Annotated in this window: 18 protein-coding genes; 5 read left to right on the forward strand and 13 right to left on the reverse strand. The window is 57.4% G+C overall.

Going from position 1 to position 17,442, the window contains the following annotated elements; genetic code table 11:
* Positions 1 to 12 precede the first annotated feature (12 nt).
* Positions 13 to 792 (reverse strand): ferredoxin-NADP reductase, encoded by a 780-nt coding sequence (gene fpr, locus ALP40_RS08220; RefSeq protein WP_002554680.1) that lies wholly within the window; start codon positions 790 to 792, stop codon positions 13 to 15.
* Between the two features lie 123 nt (positions 793 to 915).
* On the opposite strand from fpr, the gene ALP40_RS08225 reads away from it, so the two are divergent.
* On the forward strand, positions 916 to 1,842 hold the full coding sequence (locus tag ALP40_RS08225; RefSeq protein WP_122207803.1) for a LysR family transcriptional regulator: 927 nt from the start codon (positions 916 to 918) through the stop codon (positions 1,840 to 1,842).
* 15 nt (positions 1,843 to 1,857) lie between these two features.
* Here ALP40_RS08225 and ALP40_RS08230 read toward each other — a convergent pair whose 3' ends face one another.
* From ALP40_RS08230 to ALP40_RS08240, 3 genes are all read right to left on the reverse strand, one after another.
* The gene (locus ALP40_RS08230; protein WP_122207804.1) at positions 1,858 to 2,223 is read right to left on the reverse strand and encodes a diacylglycerol kinase; all 366 of its coding nucleotides are present in this window, start codon (positions 2,221 to 2,223) and stop codon (positions 1,858 to 1,860) included.
* Positions 2,224 to 2,305: 82 nt separating this feature from the next.
* Positions 2,306 to 2,953: a response regulator transcription factor ErdR gene (gene erdR, locus ALP40_RS08235; protein WP_122207805.1), complete on the reverse strand. Its 648-nt coding sequence runs from the start codon at positions 2,951 to 2,953 to the stop codon at positions 2,306 to 2,308.
* A gap of 235 nt (positions 2,954 to 3,188) precedes the next feature.
* Positions 3,189 to 3,899 carry a tRNA-uridine aminocarboxypropyltransferase gene (locus ALP40_RS08240; RefSeq protein WP_122207806.1) on the reverse strand — a complete coding sequence of 237 codons (711 nt, stop codon included), beginning with the start codon at positions 3,897 to 3,899 and terminating at the stop codon, positions 3,189 to 3,191.
* A gap of 218 nt (positions 3,900 to 4,117) precedes the next feature.
* Here ALP40_RS08240 and ALP40_RS08245 point away from each other — a divergent pair, with 218 nt between their 5' ends.
* Positions 4,118 to 4,534, forward strand: a complete 417-nt coding sequence (locus tag ALP40_RS08245; protein ID WP_122207807.1) for a quorum-sensing-regulated virulence factor family protein — start codon at positions 4,118 to 4,120, stop codon at positions 4,532 to 4,534.
* 347 nt (positions 4,535 to 4,881) lie between these two features.
* Positions 4,882 to 5,997, forward strand: a complete 1,116-nt coding sequence (locus tag ALP40_RS08250) for an LOG family protein (protein ID WP_122207808.1) — start codon at positions 4,882 to 4,884, stop codon at positions 5,995 to 5,997.
* A gap of 2 nt (positions 5,998 to 5,999) precedes the next feature.
* Here the strand turns inward: ALP40_RS08250 and recX are convergent, their stop codons facing one another.
* The 3 genes from recX to ALP40_RS08265 all read right to left on the reverse strand — a co-directional run bounded on the left by recX (position 6,000) and on the right by ALP40_RS08265 (position 8,131).
* Complete coding sequence (recX, locus tag ALP40_RS08255; RefSeq protein WP_122207809.1) at positions 6,000 to 6,467, reverse strand: recombination regulator RecX; 468 nt, start codon at positions 6,465 to 6,467, stop codon at positions 6,000 to 6,002.
* A 5-nt stretch (positions 6,468 to 6,472) separates the two neighbouring features.
* Entirely contained in the window at positions 6,473 to 7,537 is a 1,065-nt protein-coding gene (gene recA / locus ALP40_RS08260; RefSeq protein WP_122207810.1) for a recombinase RecA, read from the reverse strand.
* Positions 7,538 to 7,630: 93 nt separating this feature from the next.
* On the reverse strand, positions 7,631 to 8,131 hold the full coding sequence (locus tag ALP40_RS08265) for a CinA family protein (RefSeq protein ID WP_122207811.1): 501 nt from the start codon (positions 8,129 to 8,131) through the stop codon (positions 7,631 to 7,633).
* 450 nt (positions 8,132 to 8,581) lie between these two features.
* Here ALP40_RS08265 and mutS point away from each other — a divergent pair, with 450 nt between their 5' ends.
* Complete coding sequence (gene mutS, locus ALP40_RS08275; protein WP_181113910.1) at positions 8,582 to 11,149, forward strand: DNA mismatch repair protein MutS; 2,568 nt, start codon at positions 8,582 to 8,584, stop codon at positions 11,147 to 11,149.
* Positions 11,150 to 11,395: 246 nt separating this feature from the next.
* Entirely contained in the window at positions 11,396 to 11,719 is a 324-nt protein-coding gene (gene fdxA, locus ALP40_RS08280; protein WP_043305397.1) for a ferredoxin FdxA, read from the forward strand.
* A 520-nt stretch (positions 11,720 to 12,239) separates the two neighbouring features.
* On the opposite strand, the gene rpoS is transcribed toward fdxA, so the two are convergent.
* The 6 genes from rpoS to ispF form a co-directional block, all read right to left on the reverse strand.
* A complete protein-coding gene (gene rpoS / locus ALP40_RS08285) occupies positions 12,240 to 13,250 on the reverse strand; it encodes an RNA polymerase sigma factor RpoS (RefSeq protein ID WP_122207814.1) in 1,011 nt (336 codons plus the stop codon).
* Positions 13,251 to 13,353: 103 nt separating this feature from the next.
* A complete protein-coding gene (locus tag ALP40_RS08290; RefSeq protein ID WP_122207815.1) occupies positions 13,354 to 14,220 on the reverse strand; it encodes a peptidoglycan DD-metalloendopeptidase family protein in 867 nt (288 codons plus the stop codon).
* 200 nt (positions 14,221 to 14,420) lie between these two features.
* Positions 14,421 to 15,056, reverse strand: coding sequence for a protein-L-isoaspartate(D-aspartate) O-methyltransferase (locus ALP40_RS08295; RefSeq protein ID WP_181113580.1), 636 nt, complete (start codon positions 15,054 to 15,056; stop codon positions 14,421 to 14,423).
* 41 nt (positions 15,057 to 15,097) lie between these two features.
* Complete coding sequence (surE, locus tag ALP40_RS08300; protein ID WP_122207817.1) at positions 15,098 to 15,847, reverse strand: 5'/3'-nucleotidase SurE; 750 nt, start codon at positions 15,845 to 15,847, stop codon at positions 15,098 to 15,100.
* On the reverse strand, positions 15,835 to 16,893 hold the full coding sequence (gene truD, locus ALP40_RS08305) for a tRNA pseudouridine(13) synthase TruD (protein WP_122207818.1): 1,059 nt from the start codon (positions 16,891 to 16,893) through the stop codon (positions 15,835 to 15,837). Before truD ends, surE begins: the two co-directional genes overlap by 13 nt.
* Complete coding sequence (ispF, locus tag ALP40_RS08310; RefSeq protein WP_122207819.1) at positions 16,890 to 17,363, reverse strand: 2-C-methyl-D-erythritol 2,4-cyclodiphosphate synthase; 474 nt, start codon at positions 17,361 to 17,363, stop codon at positions 16,890 to 16,892. The genes truD and ispF overlap by 4 nt, the downstream gene beginning before the upstream one ends.
* Positions 17,364 to 17,442: the final 79 nt, after the last annotated feature.

Raw genomic sequence — 17,442 nt, forward strand, 5'->3', positions numbered from 1 at the left:
TTTCAATCCGGCTTACTTCTCGACGAAAGCACGCTCGATCAGGTAGTCGCCTGGCTCACGCATACGCGGAGAAACGGTCAGGCCGAAGCTGTTCAACACTTCACTGGTTTCATCCAGCATGCTCGGGCTGCCGCACAGCATGGCGCGGTCGTCCTGAGGATTGATCGGCGGCAGACCAATGTCGCTGAACAGCTTGCCGCTGCGCATCAGGTCGGTCAGACGGCCTTCATTTTCGAACGGCTCGCGGGTCACGGTCGGGTAATAGATCAGCTTGTCGCGCAGCGCTTCACCGAAGAACTCGTTCTGGGGCAGGTGTTCAGTGATGAACTCGCGGTAGGCGACCTCATTCACGTAACGCACGCCGTGACACAGGATGACCTTTTCGAAACGCTCGTAGGTTTCAGGGTCCTGAATCACGCTCATGAACGGTGCCAGGCCAGTGCCGGTGCTCAGCAGGTACAGATGCTTGCCAGGCTTGAGGTCGTCGAGTACCAGCGTGCCCGTAGGCTTTTTGCTGATGATGATCTCGTCGCCTTCCTTCAGGTGCTGCAACTGGGACGTCAGCGGGCCGTCAGGCACCTTGATGCTGAAGAACTCCAGATGCTCTTCCCAATTGGGGCTGGCAATCGAATACGCACGCATGAGCGGACGACCGTTTGGCTGCTGCAGACCGATCATGACGAACTGACCGTTCTCGAAACGCAGGCCTGGGTCGCGGGTGCACTTGAAACTGAAGAGGGTGTCGTTCCAATGATGGACGCTGAGGACACGCTCGTGGTTCATGTTGCTCATGTACGTGGAAACTCCTGAAAATTTCGTGCGCGCAGGGGCACAGCGCTATTGCGCGACATTCTAGTGGCAGACACAATATCTGTTAAATGAATTATCAAGATATAGGTAATCGGTTATATAGATATGCGATTCACTCTCCGTCAACTTCAGGTATTCGTTGCCGTCGCCCAGCAGGAAAGCGTCTCGCGCGCGGCGGTGCTGCTTTCATTGTCGCAATCGGCTGCCAGCACATCGATTACCGAGCTGGAACGTCAATCCAGTTGCCAATTGTTCGACCGCGCCGGCAAACGGTTAAGCCTCAATGCAACTGGTCGCCAATTGCTGCCTCAGGCGGTAGCCCTTCTTGATCAGGCCAAGGAAATCGAAGACCTGCTTAATGGCAAGTCAGGCTTCGGCTCGCTGGCAGTCGGCGCTACGCTGACCATTGGCAATTATCTGGCAACGCTGCTGATCGGCGGTTACATGCAGCGTCATCCCGAAAGCCAAGTGAAACTGCACGTCCAGAACACGGCGCACATTGTGCAGCAGGTCGCGCATTACGAGATTGATTTGGGGTTGATCGAAGGCGATTGCAGCCACCCGGATATCGAAGTGCAATCCTGGGTCGAGGACGAACTGGTGGTGTTTTGCGCGCCTCAGCACCCGCTGGCCAAACGTGGCCAAGCCACACTGGACGAGCTGACGCACGAAGCGTGGATTCTGCGCGAGCAGGGTTCCGGTACTCGGCTGACATTCGATCAGGCAATGCGGCATCACCGCAACGGCCTGAACGTGAAGCTTGAACTGGAACACACCGAGGCGATAAAGCGCGCAGTGGAATCAGGACTGGGGATTGGCTGCATTTCCAGGCTGGCGCTGCGCGATGCGTTTCGACGCGGCAATCTGGTCGAGCTCGCGACGCCGGATCTGGACCTGTCGCGGCAGTTCTACTTCATCTGGCACAAGCAGAAGTATCAGACCTCCGCCATGCGCGAGTTTCTAGAGCTCTGCCGCGCGTTCACCGCAGGAGTTCAGCGCAGCGACGAGATCGTATTGCCAAGCCTGTATTGAACATCTGCCGACGCATCAGCCCAACAGAACGATGCCCCACACCAGACCGATCATGCTCAAGGCAATGAATTGTGCAGCGCTGCCCATGTCCTTGGCGTTCTTGGACAGTGGGTGCAAGTCCAGCGAGATGCGGTCGATAGCAGCTTCGACTGCCGAATTGAGCAGTTCGACGATCAACGCCAGCAAGCAAACGGCCACCAACAATGCATGCTCGCCTTTGCTGATGCTCAGGAAAAACGACACGGGAATCAGCACCACGTTGAGCAGCACCAACTGGCGAAAAGCGGCCTCGCCCTTGAAAGCGGCGGACAGGCCGTCCAGGGAATAACCTGCGGCGTTGAGGATTCGTTTCAGACCGGTTTGGCCTTTGAAGGGCGACATAGAGAGGCTGCTGTACAGTAAGGATGGGGAAAGCTAAGGGAACGCAGGTCAAAAAAGCGTGAACATTTTCGATGACTGACCGTTAGCTCGCTGAAATGGATTCGAGTTGTTGCAACAACAAAGCCGCCTGCGTACGGGTTCGCACACCGAGCTTGCGGAAAATCGCCGTCACATGAGCCTTGATAGTGGCTTCCGAGACGCTCAGTTCAAAGGCGATCTGCTTGTTCAAAAGGCCTTCACAGACCATCGTCAACACCCTGAACTGCTGCGGTGTCAGGCTGGCAAGCCCTGCACTGGCGGCCTTGGCTTCAGCCGACACGCTAATGGTTTCGTTGACTTGCGGCGGCCACCAGACGTCACCTTCCAGAACGGTTCGCACTGCATGCTGAATCGCTTCCAGTGAACTGGATTTGGGAATGAAACCGCTGGCCCCGAACTCGCGGGACCTGACGACAATGGATGCTTCCTCCTGCGCTGACACCATCACCACCGGAATTTGCGGGTACTGCCCACGCAACAGAACCAATCCGGAAAAGCCATAAGCGCCGGGCATGTTCAGGTCCAGCAGAACCAGATCCCAATCAGCCTTTTGCCCAAGGTGTGATTCCAGTTGAGCAATGCTCTCTGCCTCGACCAACCGTGCGTCAGGCCCCAGGCCGATGCTCAACGCCTGACGCAGCGCGCTGCGGAACAGGGGATGATCGTCGGCGATCAGGATGTCGTAGGTCATGTGTTGGTCCTGTTTTTATAGTGAGCGCCTGCTACACGGGCCGCTCAGCAAGGCATCCGTAAATGCCGGCAAATTCACGTTGCCCTTAAAGGCAGATACAGGCCAAGCCCAGTGAATCGGCGTCCAAGCGGCGCCAAGCATGCCCAGCAACACCATGTCGGTCAAGCATGACGCGACCTTGCAAGACGACAAGATGGCTATCGGCCAACAGACGCGGGAAAAGATATTCCGCCGATTATAAAAAAGCTTTCAGATGACTGTGCGCCGCGTCATCCAGATCCAGCGGCAATTGATACTTGGCCCCCAGGTAATGCGCACTGAAGACGTCCAGATAGGCATCGAGCACACCGCTGGCGTCGGTATCATCCGCTAGCTCCAGACACAGCGCTGCCACCTCCGCCGTACAGAAATGATCGTCACGCCTGGAACGACGCAAGCGATAACGCGATATTTGCTCGGGCGCCAGGCTCAACACCGGGAATCTTTCCAGGTACGGGCTTTTACGAAACATCTTGCGCGCTTCCGTCCAGGTCGCATCCAGCAGAATGAACAGCGGACGCTTGCCATCGTGACGAGAAATCTGGGTAACCACCCGCTCCTCGGCAACGAACTCGCCGGGAAAGACAATGTAGGGCTGCCATTGCGGATCATCCAGAAGCGCCAACATCTGCTGATCAACGTCAATGCGTGACCAGCCGAACGCATGAGTGTCCTCAATGACATCGGCAATCAGCCACCCGGTATTGGTCGGCTTCAGTGGTTCGGTGTCGTACATCAATAAGCACACGCCAGAATCGGCGACCACTTTAGGACGCCATGCACACAGACAATAGCTAAAGATGACCCGGCAATCCGGGCAGCGCGGCGCACGAGAACCCCGAGCGATAAAGGGCCTGGTACTACGGGCAAGACGCTCGTCACGCAAGCGGGAAACAGCGTGGCTCATTGCCAAACGCGCCAAACGAAGGAAAGCATCGACACCACGAAAACTCGGCAGGAATTAAGTGCGCACAGTTTATCAGAGCGCTGGCCGTTCAACCCTAGGCTGTGTGAAGCGTCCTGCCTTATACTGCTGCGCCATTGAAACCCGCAGTCGGCAGGTTATCCCGGAACGCACTTTGAAGTCGCTGGTCCAACGGCCAGCTACTTAATCAGGAGAGTTTAATGCTGCGCCTCATCGCCCCTACCCTTACGCTTTTGCTCGTTGCTCCTCTGTGCGCCCAAGCGGCGTCAAAACAGGAGTTCGAACTCAGCAAGATGCTGGAAAAAGTCGCGAAGGAAAGCAGCGTCGGTACGCCCCGAGCGATCAACGAAGACATTCTGGATCAGGGATACACCGTCAACGGCAAGGAACTGATCAACCATCTGAGCGTGCGTGAAGGCCAGGCTCAGCAGATGCGCGCCAACCCGGATGCCATGCGCAACCAATTGGGTAACAGCGTCTGCCACAACAACGGCTTTCGTCAGTTGATGACCAAAGGTGCTGTGCTCAAGTACCAGTTCACTGAGTACAAGACCAACCGCCCGGTCGCGACGCAAACCTTCCAGGCCTCGGACTGCACCGTCAAACCCAAGAAGTAAGTCGCCTTAGCCTGTCCCTCCGTGCGCCTGTCCATCAGGCGCATACGCTGCTCGTTTCGAGACATCCTGCACTGCCTCTGCCTGAAGACGGACTGAGAACCGGTGGCCTTTTCGAAGGAACCGGCACATCATCGATTCGACATATAAGCCAGGCTGGCGCTATAACTTCCTGAACGCCACCTGCCCTTTTCAGGCGCATGAACAACAGGCTTAATGCGTGTCGTGTGCATCAATTGTTTCTGACCCAAGGAAACAGACAGAGTCCTATGAGTCGGCATTGGCGTGATCCGCATTTGCGCCTATCACTGTCGACCGGGGCGATGACTTCTGTAGGAGGAGAATTTTGAATGCCTTATGTACCTAACGATTTTCTGTCGCAACACTTTCAAAGCAACGGCCTGGACCTGACCGGCAAAATCGAAGAACACATCCATCAGGTCGCCCCAGGCAGCCCGAACATGGCGCTTTATCGCGATATGATGCTCACCGTCCTGCGCATGGCTCAGGATGATCGCAACCGCTGGAACGCGAAGATAACCCTGCAAACGCTTCGCGAACTGGATGGCGCTTTCCGGGTCCTGGAACGATTCAAAGGGCGCCGCAAGGTCACCGTATTCGGCTCGGCCCGGACCCCAGTCGAACATCCGCTTTATACGCAGGCCATTGAGTTGGGCGAAAAGCTGGCGCAATCCGACATGATGGTGATCACGGGTGCGGGTGGCGGCATCATGGCGGCAGCCCACGCAGGGGCAGGCCTGAAACACAGTCTGGGTTTCAACATCACCCTGCCCTTCGAGCAACATGCCAATCCAACCGTCGAAGGAACGGAAAACCTGCTTCCGTTCCACTTCTTCTTCACACGCAAGCTGTTCTTCGTCAAGGAAGCTGACGCGCTGGTGCTATGTCCGGGTGGTTTCGGCACGCTGGATGAAACGCTGGAAGTGCTGACGCTGGTTCAAACAGGTAAGAGTCCGCTGGTGCCAATTGTGCTGCTAGACACGCCCGGCGCCCGCTTCTGGCAAAGCGCGCTGGACTTCTTCAAGGCTCAGTTGGAGGACAATCACTATATCCTGCCAGCAGACATGAAGTTGATGCGGCTGGTCTACAGCGCCGACGAAGCGGTCGATGAAATCAATCGGTTCTACAGCAACTACCACTCCAGCCGCTGGTTGAAGAATAAATTCGTGATACGCATTCATTATGCCCTGAGCGATAAAGCGCTGGAACACATGCAGGGTGCGTTCGCCGATTTGTGCGTCAGCGAAAATTTTCACCAGCACGGTTATCAAGGGGAAGAACACGACGAGGCGCAGTTCAGCCATCTGACACGACTGGCCTTTACGTTCACAGGGCGTAATCAGGGTCGCCTTCGCGAATTGGTGGACTACATTAACCTGCCCGAGAACTGGCTAGACCCGTCGAACCAGCAGCCAGCGAAACATCGCGAACCGCTCAGAGCCTGACGTCAATCATCCCCGCCACGGCCGCTTAACAGGCGGCCAATCATGTCTAACGGATAACCGCGGTAACTGAGAAATCGGCCTTGCTGGGCGCGCTCACGTGCATCAGCAGGCATCCGCCCGGCAAACTTTCGCTGCCAGGTTTCATGAAGTTTTTCCTGCCAGTCGACGCCGCATTCCCTTAGCGCCTGCTCAATATCGGCACGCTGCAAGCCACGCTGGCTGAGCTCTTCACGAATACGCACAGGCCCATAGCCCGAACGAGATCGGTAGGAGACAAAGCTTTCAAGGTAACGGGATTCTGAGAGCAGCCCATCCTCGACCAGACGATCAAGAGCGGCTTCGATGTGCTCGGGGGAAGCGCCGCGCTGACGCAGCTTTCGCGTCAGCTCGACTCGACCATGCTCGCGTCGCGCGAGCAGGTCCATTGCAGTTCGCCTGACGGCGACAGGTGTATCAAGCACGGCAGGCATGGATATCAGATATCGGCGTCTGCTTCAGCCATATCGTCAGCCACCGCTGGCTCGCGGGAGCCGACAGCCTTGGTATCGACACCCGGGGTCAGCAGCTTGTCACGAATCTGCTTCTCAAGGGCGTTACCAATTTCAGGATTCTCCGCCAGGAACTTGGCCGAGTTGGCCTTACCCTGACCGATCTTGCTGCCCTGATAGCTATACCAGGCGCCAGACTTCTCGAGGAAGCCATGCAGCACTGCCAGATCGATGATCTCGCCGTTGAGGTAAATACCCTTGCCGTAAAGAATCTGGAATTCGGCCTGACGGAACGGCGGAGCCACCTTGTTTTTCACGACCTTGACGCGGGTTTCGCTGCCCACCACTTCGTCGCCTTCTTTCACGGCACCGGTACGACGGATGTCCAGACGAACCGAGGCGTAGAACTTCAGTGCGTTACCACCGGTGGTGGTTTCCGGGCTACCGAACATCACACCGATCTTCATACGGATCTGGTTGATGAAAATCACCAGGCAATTGGCGTTCTTGATGTTACCGGTGATCTTGCGCAGCGCCTGAGACATCAGACGTGCCTGCAGACCTACGTGCATGTCACCCATCTCGCCTTCGATCTCGGCCTTCGGCACCAGCGCAGCCACGGAGTCGACCACGATCACGTCGATGGCGTTGGAGCGCACCAGCATGTCGGTGATTTCCAGCGCCTGCTCACCGGTGTCCGGCTGCGAAACGAGCAGGTCGTCAACGTTGACACCCAGCTTGCCTGCGTATTCCGGATCAAGTGCATGCTCAGCATCGACGAACGCGCAAGTCGCGCCCATTTTCTGAGCCTGAGCGATAACAGACAACGTCAGCGTTGTTTTACCGGAAGACTCAGGACCGTAAATTTCTACGATCCGACCCTTTGGCAAGCCACCAATGCCGAGCGCGATATCCAGACCGAGCGAACCGGTGGAAATGGCTGGAATCGCCTGACGGTCATGGTCGCCCATGCGCATCACGGCACCTTTACCGAACTGACGCTCGATCTGACCCAAGGCCGCAGCCAAGGCTTTCTTCTTGTTGTCGTCCATTGAAGTCCTCACGTAATCAAATTCAATTAGGGCCTTGATGGCCACAACACCTGTATAAGTAGACAGTATTATTCCACAGGGATCAGCGCTCGCCTACCCCTGTTTTGGCATTTCTCCGCACGCCAGCGCGATAAGCCCCTCCAGCGCGGCTTTCACCGTCTGTCGGCGCACCTGCTCACGGTCACCCGCGAACTGATAACGCTGGGAAATCAGCCTGTCGTCATCGCCCCAGCACACCCAAACGGTGCCGACCGGCTTGTCGACCGTACCGCCGCCTGGCCCCGCCACGCCGCTGACCGCCACCCCAAACCGCGCACCACTGTTGAGCTGTGCGCCTTGGGTCATGGCCTCGACAACCGCTTGGCTGACAGCCCCGACCGAATGGAAAAGCTCGGCCGGGACGCCCAGTTGACGGGTTTTCTGGGCATTGGAGTAGGTGACATACCCGGCTTCGAACCAGCCGGAGCTGCCATTGATGCGCGTGATGGCTTCAGCGATACCGCCGCCGGTGCACGACTCGGCGGTGGTCACCTGAGCCTTTAACGTCTGCAGAAGCTTGCCGAGCGAGCCCGCAAGCCGGGTTGTTTCATCCACGATAGTGTCCCGTTCAAAACCAATGCAGTGAAAAAGCCTACGCCTGATCGCGTCGGTTATTACGTTTCGAATCAGGTTTCCTGACCGTTTCGACCGTGGTCTCCCTTGGCCTGCGCTTTGCCTCGTCTAACGGAATGAAACGTCCGCTGACGGAATCCCTTGCTCGTTTGTTCGACATATAAAAGTCCCTTTTCATATCGCGCTTACCGACAGCCGGTAGCGATTGGGCAAGTCTATACATCAATACGGCTGCCGTGGCCGTCTGGAAATCCGACGTCACGATTGAGCGCCAGCAAACCGGAACTGCGCCCATGCAACGTGCGTGATAACCTTGCGCCCATCGCAAACACTCGGCAGACACCCCTCGGTACACGGAGGGATCGCACATTGCACCTCGAAGTTTGCCCCACTCTCCTCAAGAACTTGCCTAACCTACTGATGAATAAAGCAATTTCCGACCTCTCCGCACATACCCCGATGATGCAGCAGTACTGGAAGCTGAAAAACCAGCATCTGGACCAACTGATGTTCTACCGCATGGGCGACTTTTACGAAATCTTCTATGAAGACGCTAAAAAGGCCGCCAAGTTGCTGGATATTACGCTCACCGCCCGTGGTCAGTCGGCAGGCCAGAGTATTCCCATGTGCGGCATCCCCTACCATGCGGCCGAAGGCTATCTGGCCAAACTGGTCAAGCTGGGCGAGTCGGTGGTCATCTGTGAGCAGATCGGTGACCCGGCCACCAGCAAGGGCCCGGTCGATCGTCAGGTGGTGCGTATCATCACACCGGGCACTATCAGTGATGAGGCATTGCTCGATGAGCGCCGGGACAACCTGATCGCTGCGGTCCTGGGAGACGAGCGCCTGTTCGGCCTTGCCGTGCTGGACATCACCAGCGGCAACTTCAGCGTGCTGGAAATCAAGGGCTGGGAAAATCTGCTGGCCGAACTTGAGCGCATCAACCCGGTCGAGCTGCTGATCCCGGATGACTGGCCTCAAGGCCTGCCAGCTGAAAAACGCCGTGGCTCACGACGTCGTGCGCCGTGGGATTTCGAGCGCGACTCGGCGCATAAAAGTCTGTGTCAGCAGTTTGCAACTCAAGACCTTAAAGGTTTCGGCTGTGAAATGCTGACTCTGGCGATCGGTGCGGCAGGCTGCCTGCTGAGCTATGCAAAAGAAACCCAGCGCACGGCCTTGCCGCACCTGCGCAGCCTGCGGCATGAGCGCCTGGACGACACGGTCATCCTCGACGGAGCCAGTCGCCGCAACCTGGAGCTGGATACCAATCTGTCCGGTGGTCGCGACAACACCCTGCAATCGGTCATGGACCGTTGCCAGACCGCGATGGGCACACGCCTGCTGACCCGCTGGCTGAACCGCCCGTTGCGCGACCTGACCATTCTGCAAGCTCGTCAAACCTCGATCACCTGTTTTCTGGAGCGCTATCGCTTCGAAAATCTGCAGCCGCAATTGAAGGAAATCGGTGACATCGAGCGAATACTGGCGCGCATTGGCCTGCGTAACGCTCGTCCACGCGACCTTGCCCGCCTGCGAGACGCCTTGAGCGCGCTGCCCGAGCTGCAGCAGGCCATGAGCGAACTGGAAGCGCCACACCTGCAACAACTGGCTCGCACCGCCAGCACCTACCCGGAATTGGCCGATCTGCTGCAACGAGCGGTCATTGATAACCCGCCCGCGGTGATTCGTGACGGTGGCGTGCTGAAGACCGGCTACGACGCGGAACTGGACGAGCTGCAGTCGCTGAGCGAAAACGCGGGTCAGTTCCTGATCGATCTGGAAGCCCGCGAGAAAGCCCGCACCGGGCTTGCCAATCTGAAGGTCGGTTATAACCGTGTGCATGGCTACTTCATCGAGTTGCCCAGCAAGCAGGCCGAGCAGGCCCCTGCCGATTACATCCGCCGCCAGACGCTCAAAGGCGCGGAGCGTTTCATCACGCCGGAGCTCAAGGAGTTCGAAGACAAGGCCCTGTCGGCCAAGAGCCGTGCACTCGCTCGGGAAAAAATGCTCTACGAAGCATTGCTCGAAGACCTGATCGGCCATCTTGCGCCCTTGCAGGACACTGCTGCGGCGCTGGCTGAACTGGACGTGCTGAGCAATCTGGCCGAACGCGCACTCAATCTGGACCTCAACTGCCCACGCTTCGTCACCGAACCCTGCATGCGCATCGAACAAGGCCGTCACCCGGTGGTTGAGCAGGTGCTGTCGACGCCATTTGTGGCCAATGACCTGGCGCTGGATGACAACACGCGCATGCTGGTCATCACTGGCCCGAACATGGGCGGTAAGTCGACTTACATGCGCCAGACGGCTCTGATCGTTCTCTTGGCGCACATTGGCAGCTTCGTACCTGCCGCCCAATGCGAGCTGTCCCTGGTGGACCGGATCTTCACCCGTATCGGCTCCAGCGATGACCTGGCAGGCGGGCGCTCGACATTCATGGTTGAAATGAGCGAGACGGCTAACATTCTGCACAACGCGACCGACCGCAGCCTGGTGCTGATGGACGAAGTCGGGCGCGGGACCAGCACCTTCGATGGCCTGTCCCTCGCTTGGGCTGCGGCAGAGTGCCTCGCTCAGTTGCGTGCCTATACCCTGTTCGCCACGCACTACTTCGAGTTGACCGTTCTGCCGGAAAGCGAGCCGCTGGTCAGCAATGTGCATTTGAACGCCACCGAGCACAATGAGCGGATCGTGTTCTTGCACCGGGTCCTGCCAGGACCTGCCAGCCAAAGCTACGGCCTGGCTGTCGCGCAACTGGCCGGGGTTCCGGGCAAGGTCATCACTCGCGCGAAAGAGCATTTGCAACGTCTGGAAACCACCAGCCTGCCGCACGAGCAACCTCGGGCCAAACCGGGCAAAGCGGCGGCGCCGATGCAAAGCGACCTGTTTGCCAGCCTGCCTCATCCAGTGCTCGACGAACTGTCCAAGGTCAAGGTCGACGATCTGACACCGCGTCAGGCGCTGGATTTGCTATACACATTGCAAACTCGACTGTGACGCGACCCGTTACATACTGTTAGAATCCCGCGCGGTCTGGGATGCGCTCGACTTTTAGCCTGGTTGAGTAGCCGTTCAAGCCGCGTGAAGACGCAGCGAACCAACGATGAGCAGCAGGCGATGCAGCAAGACTGCATCAAGGTTGCTCATCAAAAGCACGTGTTTTCATAGGGCCGGGAACCGTCCCGAACCTGGCAACCCTGTCTGGAAGGGCTCTGCCGCAGCCGCCTGAGGAGAGAATTAGAAATGACCTTCGTCGTCACCGACAACTGCATCAAGTGCAAGTACACCGACTGCGTGGAAGTCTGTCCGGTGGACTGCTTCTACGAGGGACCGAACTTCCTGGTGATTCACCCGGACGAGTGCATCGACTGCGCATTATGTGAGCCTGAATGCCCTGCACAGGCGATTTTCTCCGAAGACGAGATTCCTGCCGGTATGGAAAACTTCATCGAGCTCAACGCCGAGCTTGCCGAGGTATGGCCGAATATCACCGAGAAGAAAGATGCGCTGCCGGACGCAGCAGAGTGGGACGGCAAGAAAGACAAGATTGCAGATCTGGAACGCTAGAATCCAGACAATAAAAAAGGCCCTCTTGAGGGCCTTTTTTATACTGTAAATCGGGTAAAGCGTTTGAAAAAGGGGCGGTGTGACCCGCCCACATTTTTTCCCTAATCCCTGTAATCCCTTTTCATCGTCCTGATGAATCGCATCCCGCGATGTCCTCACTCTCATCCTTGAGAGCGTGTGCCGATCCGTTGGCACAGCCCAGATAATAGAGACTTGAGTTTTTACGACAACGGGCGAAGCACGCCAAAATATTTCCGCTTTTGCCTGTACCCTTTTATAAATCCATGTATATCAAGCAGTTAAAAATAATTGAGGGACGCCGTCGCCGCTTATCTCACCTATAAACCCTTGATAGCTTACAAATCCTGTACGCAATGACCTACAACGGCTAAACAACTCCCCGTCCAATGTCTTCTTCACACACAGAAAGTCGCCGGGGCATCAGATGACGAACACCATATAAAAAGCCGACATGAACAACGCTGCTCATGCCGACTTTTGTTACGCGGTGTTGGATTTTCTATTGGAAGAGCGACTCGCTGGACAGGCCATTTTTTTCGAGAATCTCACGCAGGCGCTTGAGACCTTCCACCTGAATCTGTCGCACGCGCTCGCGCGTGAGTCCGATCTCCAGGCCTACATCTTCAAGCGTACTGCTTTCATGGCCTCTCAGGCCAAAACGGCGTATGACGACCTCACGCTGCTTTTCGGTCAACTCGGACAGCCACTGATCAATACTCTGGGAAAGGTCGTCGTCCTGCAGAAGCTCGCAAGGATCGGTAGGACGGTCGTCCGTGAGGGTATCGAGAAGCGTCTTGTCTGAATCAGGCCCAAGCGACACGTCAACCGAAGACACTCGCTCATTGAGCCCAAGCATGCGCTTGACCTCCCCCACCGGTTTTTCCAGCAGGTTAGCGATCTCTTCGGGGGACGGCTCGTGATCGAGCTTTTGCGTGAGCTCCCTGGCAGCGCGCAGGTAGACGTTCAGCTCTTTGACAACATGAATCGGAAGCCGGATGGTCCGGGTCTGATTCATGATTGCACGCTCGATGGTTTGACGAATCCACCACGTCGCGTAAGTAGAAAAACGGAAACCGCGTTCAGGATCGAATTTTTCGACCGCCCGGATCAAACCCAGGTTGCCTTCCTCGATCAGGTCAAGCAATGACAGCCCACGATTGACGTAGCGCCTGGCAATTTTCACCACCAGCCGCAGATTGCTTTCAATCATGCGTTTACGCCCAGCCGGATCTCCACTTTGCGAGAGTCGCGCAAAGTGCACTTCTTCTTCCGGGGACAAGAGAGGAGAGAACCCTATTTCATTGAGATACAACTGGGTAGCGTCGAGCGCCCGAGTGTAATCAATATATTTGTGTTGTTTGAGCGATGACGACGGCTTGGCCTTTGCACGACGCGAGGCGGCAGTAGACGGCTGCTTCTCGTTCGACGGCTGCTCCAGGACAATGCCAGATTCCATAAGGAGTACGTCATCATCGATGTCAAACTCCGGCGCTTCGTTGCTAAGAGCCATTGTTATAGTCCTTTGGTGAGTTCGACCTCAAGCTCCAGCGACGCCTATATCCGTGGCAACGCTTGAGCCTGTTCCTTCTGCGCCAGGAACAGGCTGGCAACAATCAACGACGTGGCAAGAATCCCAGCGGATCTACAGGCTTACCTTGACGGCGAATCTCAAAATGCAGTTTCACCCGGTCAGTTCCTGTTGACCCCATTTCGGCAATTGTCTGCCCCGCCTTTACCTGTTGCCCTTCCCGTACCAAAAGCCTGCGGTTATGACCGTAGGCGCTGACGTAGGTATCGCTGTGTTTGATGATGATCAATTCGCCGTAGCCCCGTAATCCACTTCCGGCGTAAACAACTGAACCATCAGACGCTGCCAAAACAGGCTGTCCCAAATCACCGGCGATATCAATTCCTTTATTCAAACTACCGTTTGAAGAAAATTTACCTATCAAAATGCCACTGGAAGGCCAGGTCCAACCGCTCGGAGACTTGCCTGCCGGGCCTGTGGCGGTGGTCGCAGAAGGCGGTATTACGACGGGCACGACATCGACCGGCTTGGACATTACCGTGGTTTTCACCGAGCCCGAGTTGCTGGTAGTGGTGGAAGTGCTTGCGACCGGACGACCCGTTGCAGGGGCCGAAGCTACGCCCTGTGTTGAAGGGGAGCGCCCATCAAAGCGAATTGTCTGACCGGGTTTGATGGTAAAGGGTTCGGGGATCTGGTTACGGGCAGCGAGGGCTTTCCAGTCCCAGCCGTAACGAAATGCAATAGAAAAAAGTGTATCGCCGCGCTTGACCACATATTGCCCGGTCGTGACCGTTGGCCGTTGAGCCACTGCGTTACCATTTCGATCGACCACGCGGACGCCACCCGAAGGCGAACTGGAACAGCCGACCAAGAGGACACTGAGCGCAATGCCAATCAACAGACGCTGATAACTTCTTGAAGACCTGAGCTGCTGAATGACTGTGTGACTCACCCGCCACTCCCTTTAATGGTACTGAATTCAAAGATGCCTATTGTGCCGCAAGAACGGCGGGCAGCCAGTGCTTAAACGCATCAAAAACGGTGTAATGACGGTTCTGACATGAGATTCGATGCAATTTTGCCATCGTTCTCATGAACAGACGGTGTAGACCGATGACGTGCGCCAGAATTCATTCGTGAGTTCTGGCGTTTTCAGGCAAGGGGCCCATTCAACAGCGGCACGAATCGTACAGCCCCCAATACATGTCGGGAAAAACCGTTTTCTTCCCGGATGATCAGCATCAGTTGCTGGACCTCACCCGAGCCGACCGGTATGACCAGTCTTCCGCCAGGTGCCAACTGATCGAGCAAAGCCTGTGGAACGTCGGTCGCGACTGCGGTGACGATGATCCCGTTGTAGGGAGCCAGTGCCGGCCACCCTTCCCAGCCATCGCCCCAACGGAACACAACGTTGCGCAGGTTGAGCTCGACAAGACGCTCCTTGGCCCGGTCCTGCAATACTTTGATGCGCTCTACCGAGAACACCCGCTCTACCAGTTGCGCCAGCACGGCGGTTTGGTAGCCCGAACCGGTGCCAATCTCCATGACCTTGTCCAGAGGGCCCGCCGCCAGCAACAGTTCGCTCATACGGGCGACCATATAGGGCTGGGAAATCGTCTGGTTGTGGCCGATGGGCAGCGCCGTGTCTTCGTAGGCCCTGTGAGCCAACGCTTCATCGACGAACAGGTGACGCGGCGTCTTGCGGATCACATCCAGCACATGGTTGTTCGACACACCTTCTTCGTACAGGCGTTGAATCAAACGCTCGCGAGTACGCTGCGAGGTCATCCCGATCCCGCGACGTAACATATCATCTTGCTCGCGTGACATCAGCGCAGGCCCTCCAGCCAAGTGTTCAGGCTGTTGAAACCATCCTGATAGGTTCGATCCAGCTGCAGCGGTGTAATCGACACATAGCCCTGCATGACCGCATGAAAGTCAGTCCCGGCACCGCCGTCTTCGGCATCACCGGCCGCCGCGATCCAATAACCGGCGCGCCCGCGAGGGTCGACGACCCTAATCGGCGCAGCCGCCCTGGCGCGATGACCGAGCCGGGTCAGCTGGATGCCGCGAATGTGTTCCAACGGCAGGTTCGGAATGTTCACGTTCAACACCGTACGCGGTGGAAGGTCGAGCTGCTCATGCGCCTCGACCAGCAGGCGCGCGTAGTGCGCAGCCGTGGCCAGGTTGTCCGGCTGACGAGACAGAAACGAAAACGCAAACGACGGTCGTTGCAGAAAGCGTCCTTCCAGCGCGGCGGCAACCGTTCCTGAGTACAGCACATCATCACCCAGGTTGGCGCCCAGGTTGATACCTGAAACCACCATGTCCGGTTCCTGCTCTAGCAGCCCGTTGAGACCCAGATGCACGCAATCGGTCGGTGTGCCGTTCAAGCTGATGAAACCATTGGCCAGCGTCTGCGGATGCAAAGGCCGGTCGAGCGTCAGCGAACTGCTGGCACCGCTCTTGTCTTGATCAGGGGCAATAACCACGCACTCAGTGTAGTCCGCCAGCGCCGCATAAAGCGCCGCCAGACCGGGCGCACTGACCCCGTCATCATTTGAAATCAGAATACGCATGGGCTGTCCGTCTGCCCAACCGGCACCAGATTGACGAGCTCGCGCACCAATACGGTGGCAAAGCATCCAGGCGGAAGGACGAATTCCAGTTGCAGAATGTCAGGCTCGGGATAATGCCACGTCAGCCGCCCAATGGGCAGCCGCAGGATGCGACGTTCGTGTTCCATTCCCGCTCGGATCAGCCAGTCACGCAGTGCGGCATGCTCTGCGGCGACCCTGCTTTCAAGCTCCGCCGTTTTGCCTTGGGCCGGTGAAGGGCCTGCGCCCCACTGCGGACCAGTCGGGTGAAGGTCCAGAATCGCCAGCCGCGGATCACTGCACTCGTTGGCCCCAGCTGGAAAAAAGCTTCGGCTGTCGGTGAAGGCCAGCAGATCGCCCACTTGCGCCGATTGCCAACTGCCATCGGCAACCCGTGCGGCGAGCACTTGATTGAACAGGTAGCTGCGAGCGGTCGACAGCAGGCGCGAACGGACGGCGCGCTGCTCGGGTAGCGCCTGGCGGGCAGCATAATCGCGAGCCTCGCCCAGATTGCCGCCTTGATAGCCGAAGCGCTGAGCGCCGAAATAGTTGGGAATGCCTTGGCGAGCGATCGACTCCAGACGCGCATTCAGCGCTTCCTTGTCAGCCTCCAACTGCGTCAGGCGCAACGTGAAGCCATTGGCGGCGTGGGCACCGCGTTGCAATTTGCGTTTGTGGCGACTGCTCTTGAGGATGTGCAGCGTTTCGTCCTGCGCCGCCGACAGATCAGGGTCAGCCTTGCCGGGCAGTTGAATACTGAACCACTGGCGGGTGAGCGCCTGTCGATCCTTCAAGCCGGCATAGCTGACGGTACGTAGCTGAACACCGGCAGCCCGGGCCAGACGGCGTGCAGCTTCTTCAGTGTTCAGGCCGCGCTTCTCGACCCACAGCCACAAATGCTCGCCATCGCCCGAAAGCGGGATATCGAGGACTTCATCGACCTGGAAATCCTCGGCGCTCGCTTTGAGAACGGCACGTCCCAGTGCATCGCCGTAGGCCATCGGGCCCAGCAATTCCAGTTCGGTCATGCGGGCAGCAACAAAGCGACCGCATGGACTGCGATGCCTTCTTCACGACCGGTAAAGCCGAGTTTTTCAGTGGTGGTGGCTTTGACGTTGACCTGATCCAGTTCGACCTGAAGGTCTTCGGCGATCAGGGCACGCATGGCGTCGATATGGGGCGCCATCTTGGGTGCCTGAGCGACGATGGTGGCGTCGACGTTACCGACTTTCCAACCCTTGCCCTGCACCTGCTTGAGCACATGGCGCAACAGCACGCGACTGTCCGCACCCTTGAACTGCGGATCGGTGTCCGGGAAGTGTTTGCCGATATCGCCCAGCGCAGCAGCGCCCAGCAGTGCATCGCTTAGCGCGTGCAGCAAAACATCGCCATCGGAGTGCGCCAGAAGACCGAAACCGTGCGCAATCCGCACGCCGCCCAAGGTAATGAAATCGCCTTCAGCGAAACGGTGCACATCGTAGCCGTGGCCAATACGCATAAAAAAACGCCCTGAAAAAAGTCAGGGCGTGATTCTACCTGCTTTGACGCCGATTAGGTTTGCCGGAGACGCTACCGGT

The sequence above is a fragment of the Pseudomonas viridiflava genome (assembly GCF_003702045.1).
Classification (GTDB): Bacteria; Pseudomonadota; Gammaproteobacteria; order Pseudomonadales; family Pseudomonadaceae; genus Aquipseudomonas; species Aquipseudomonas viridiflava_C.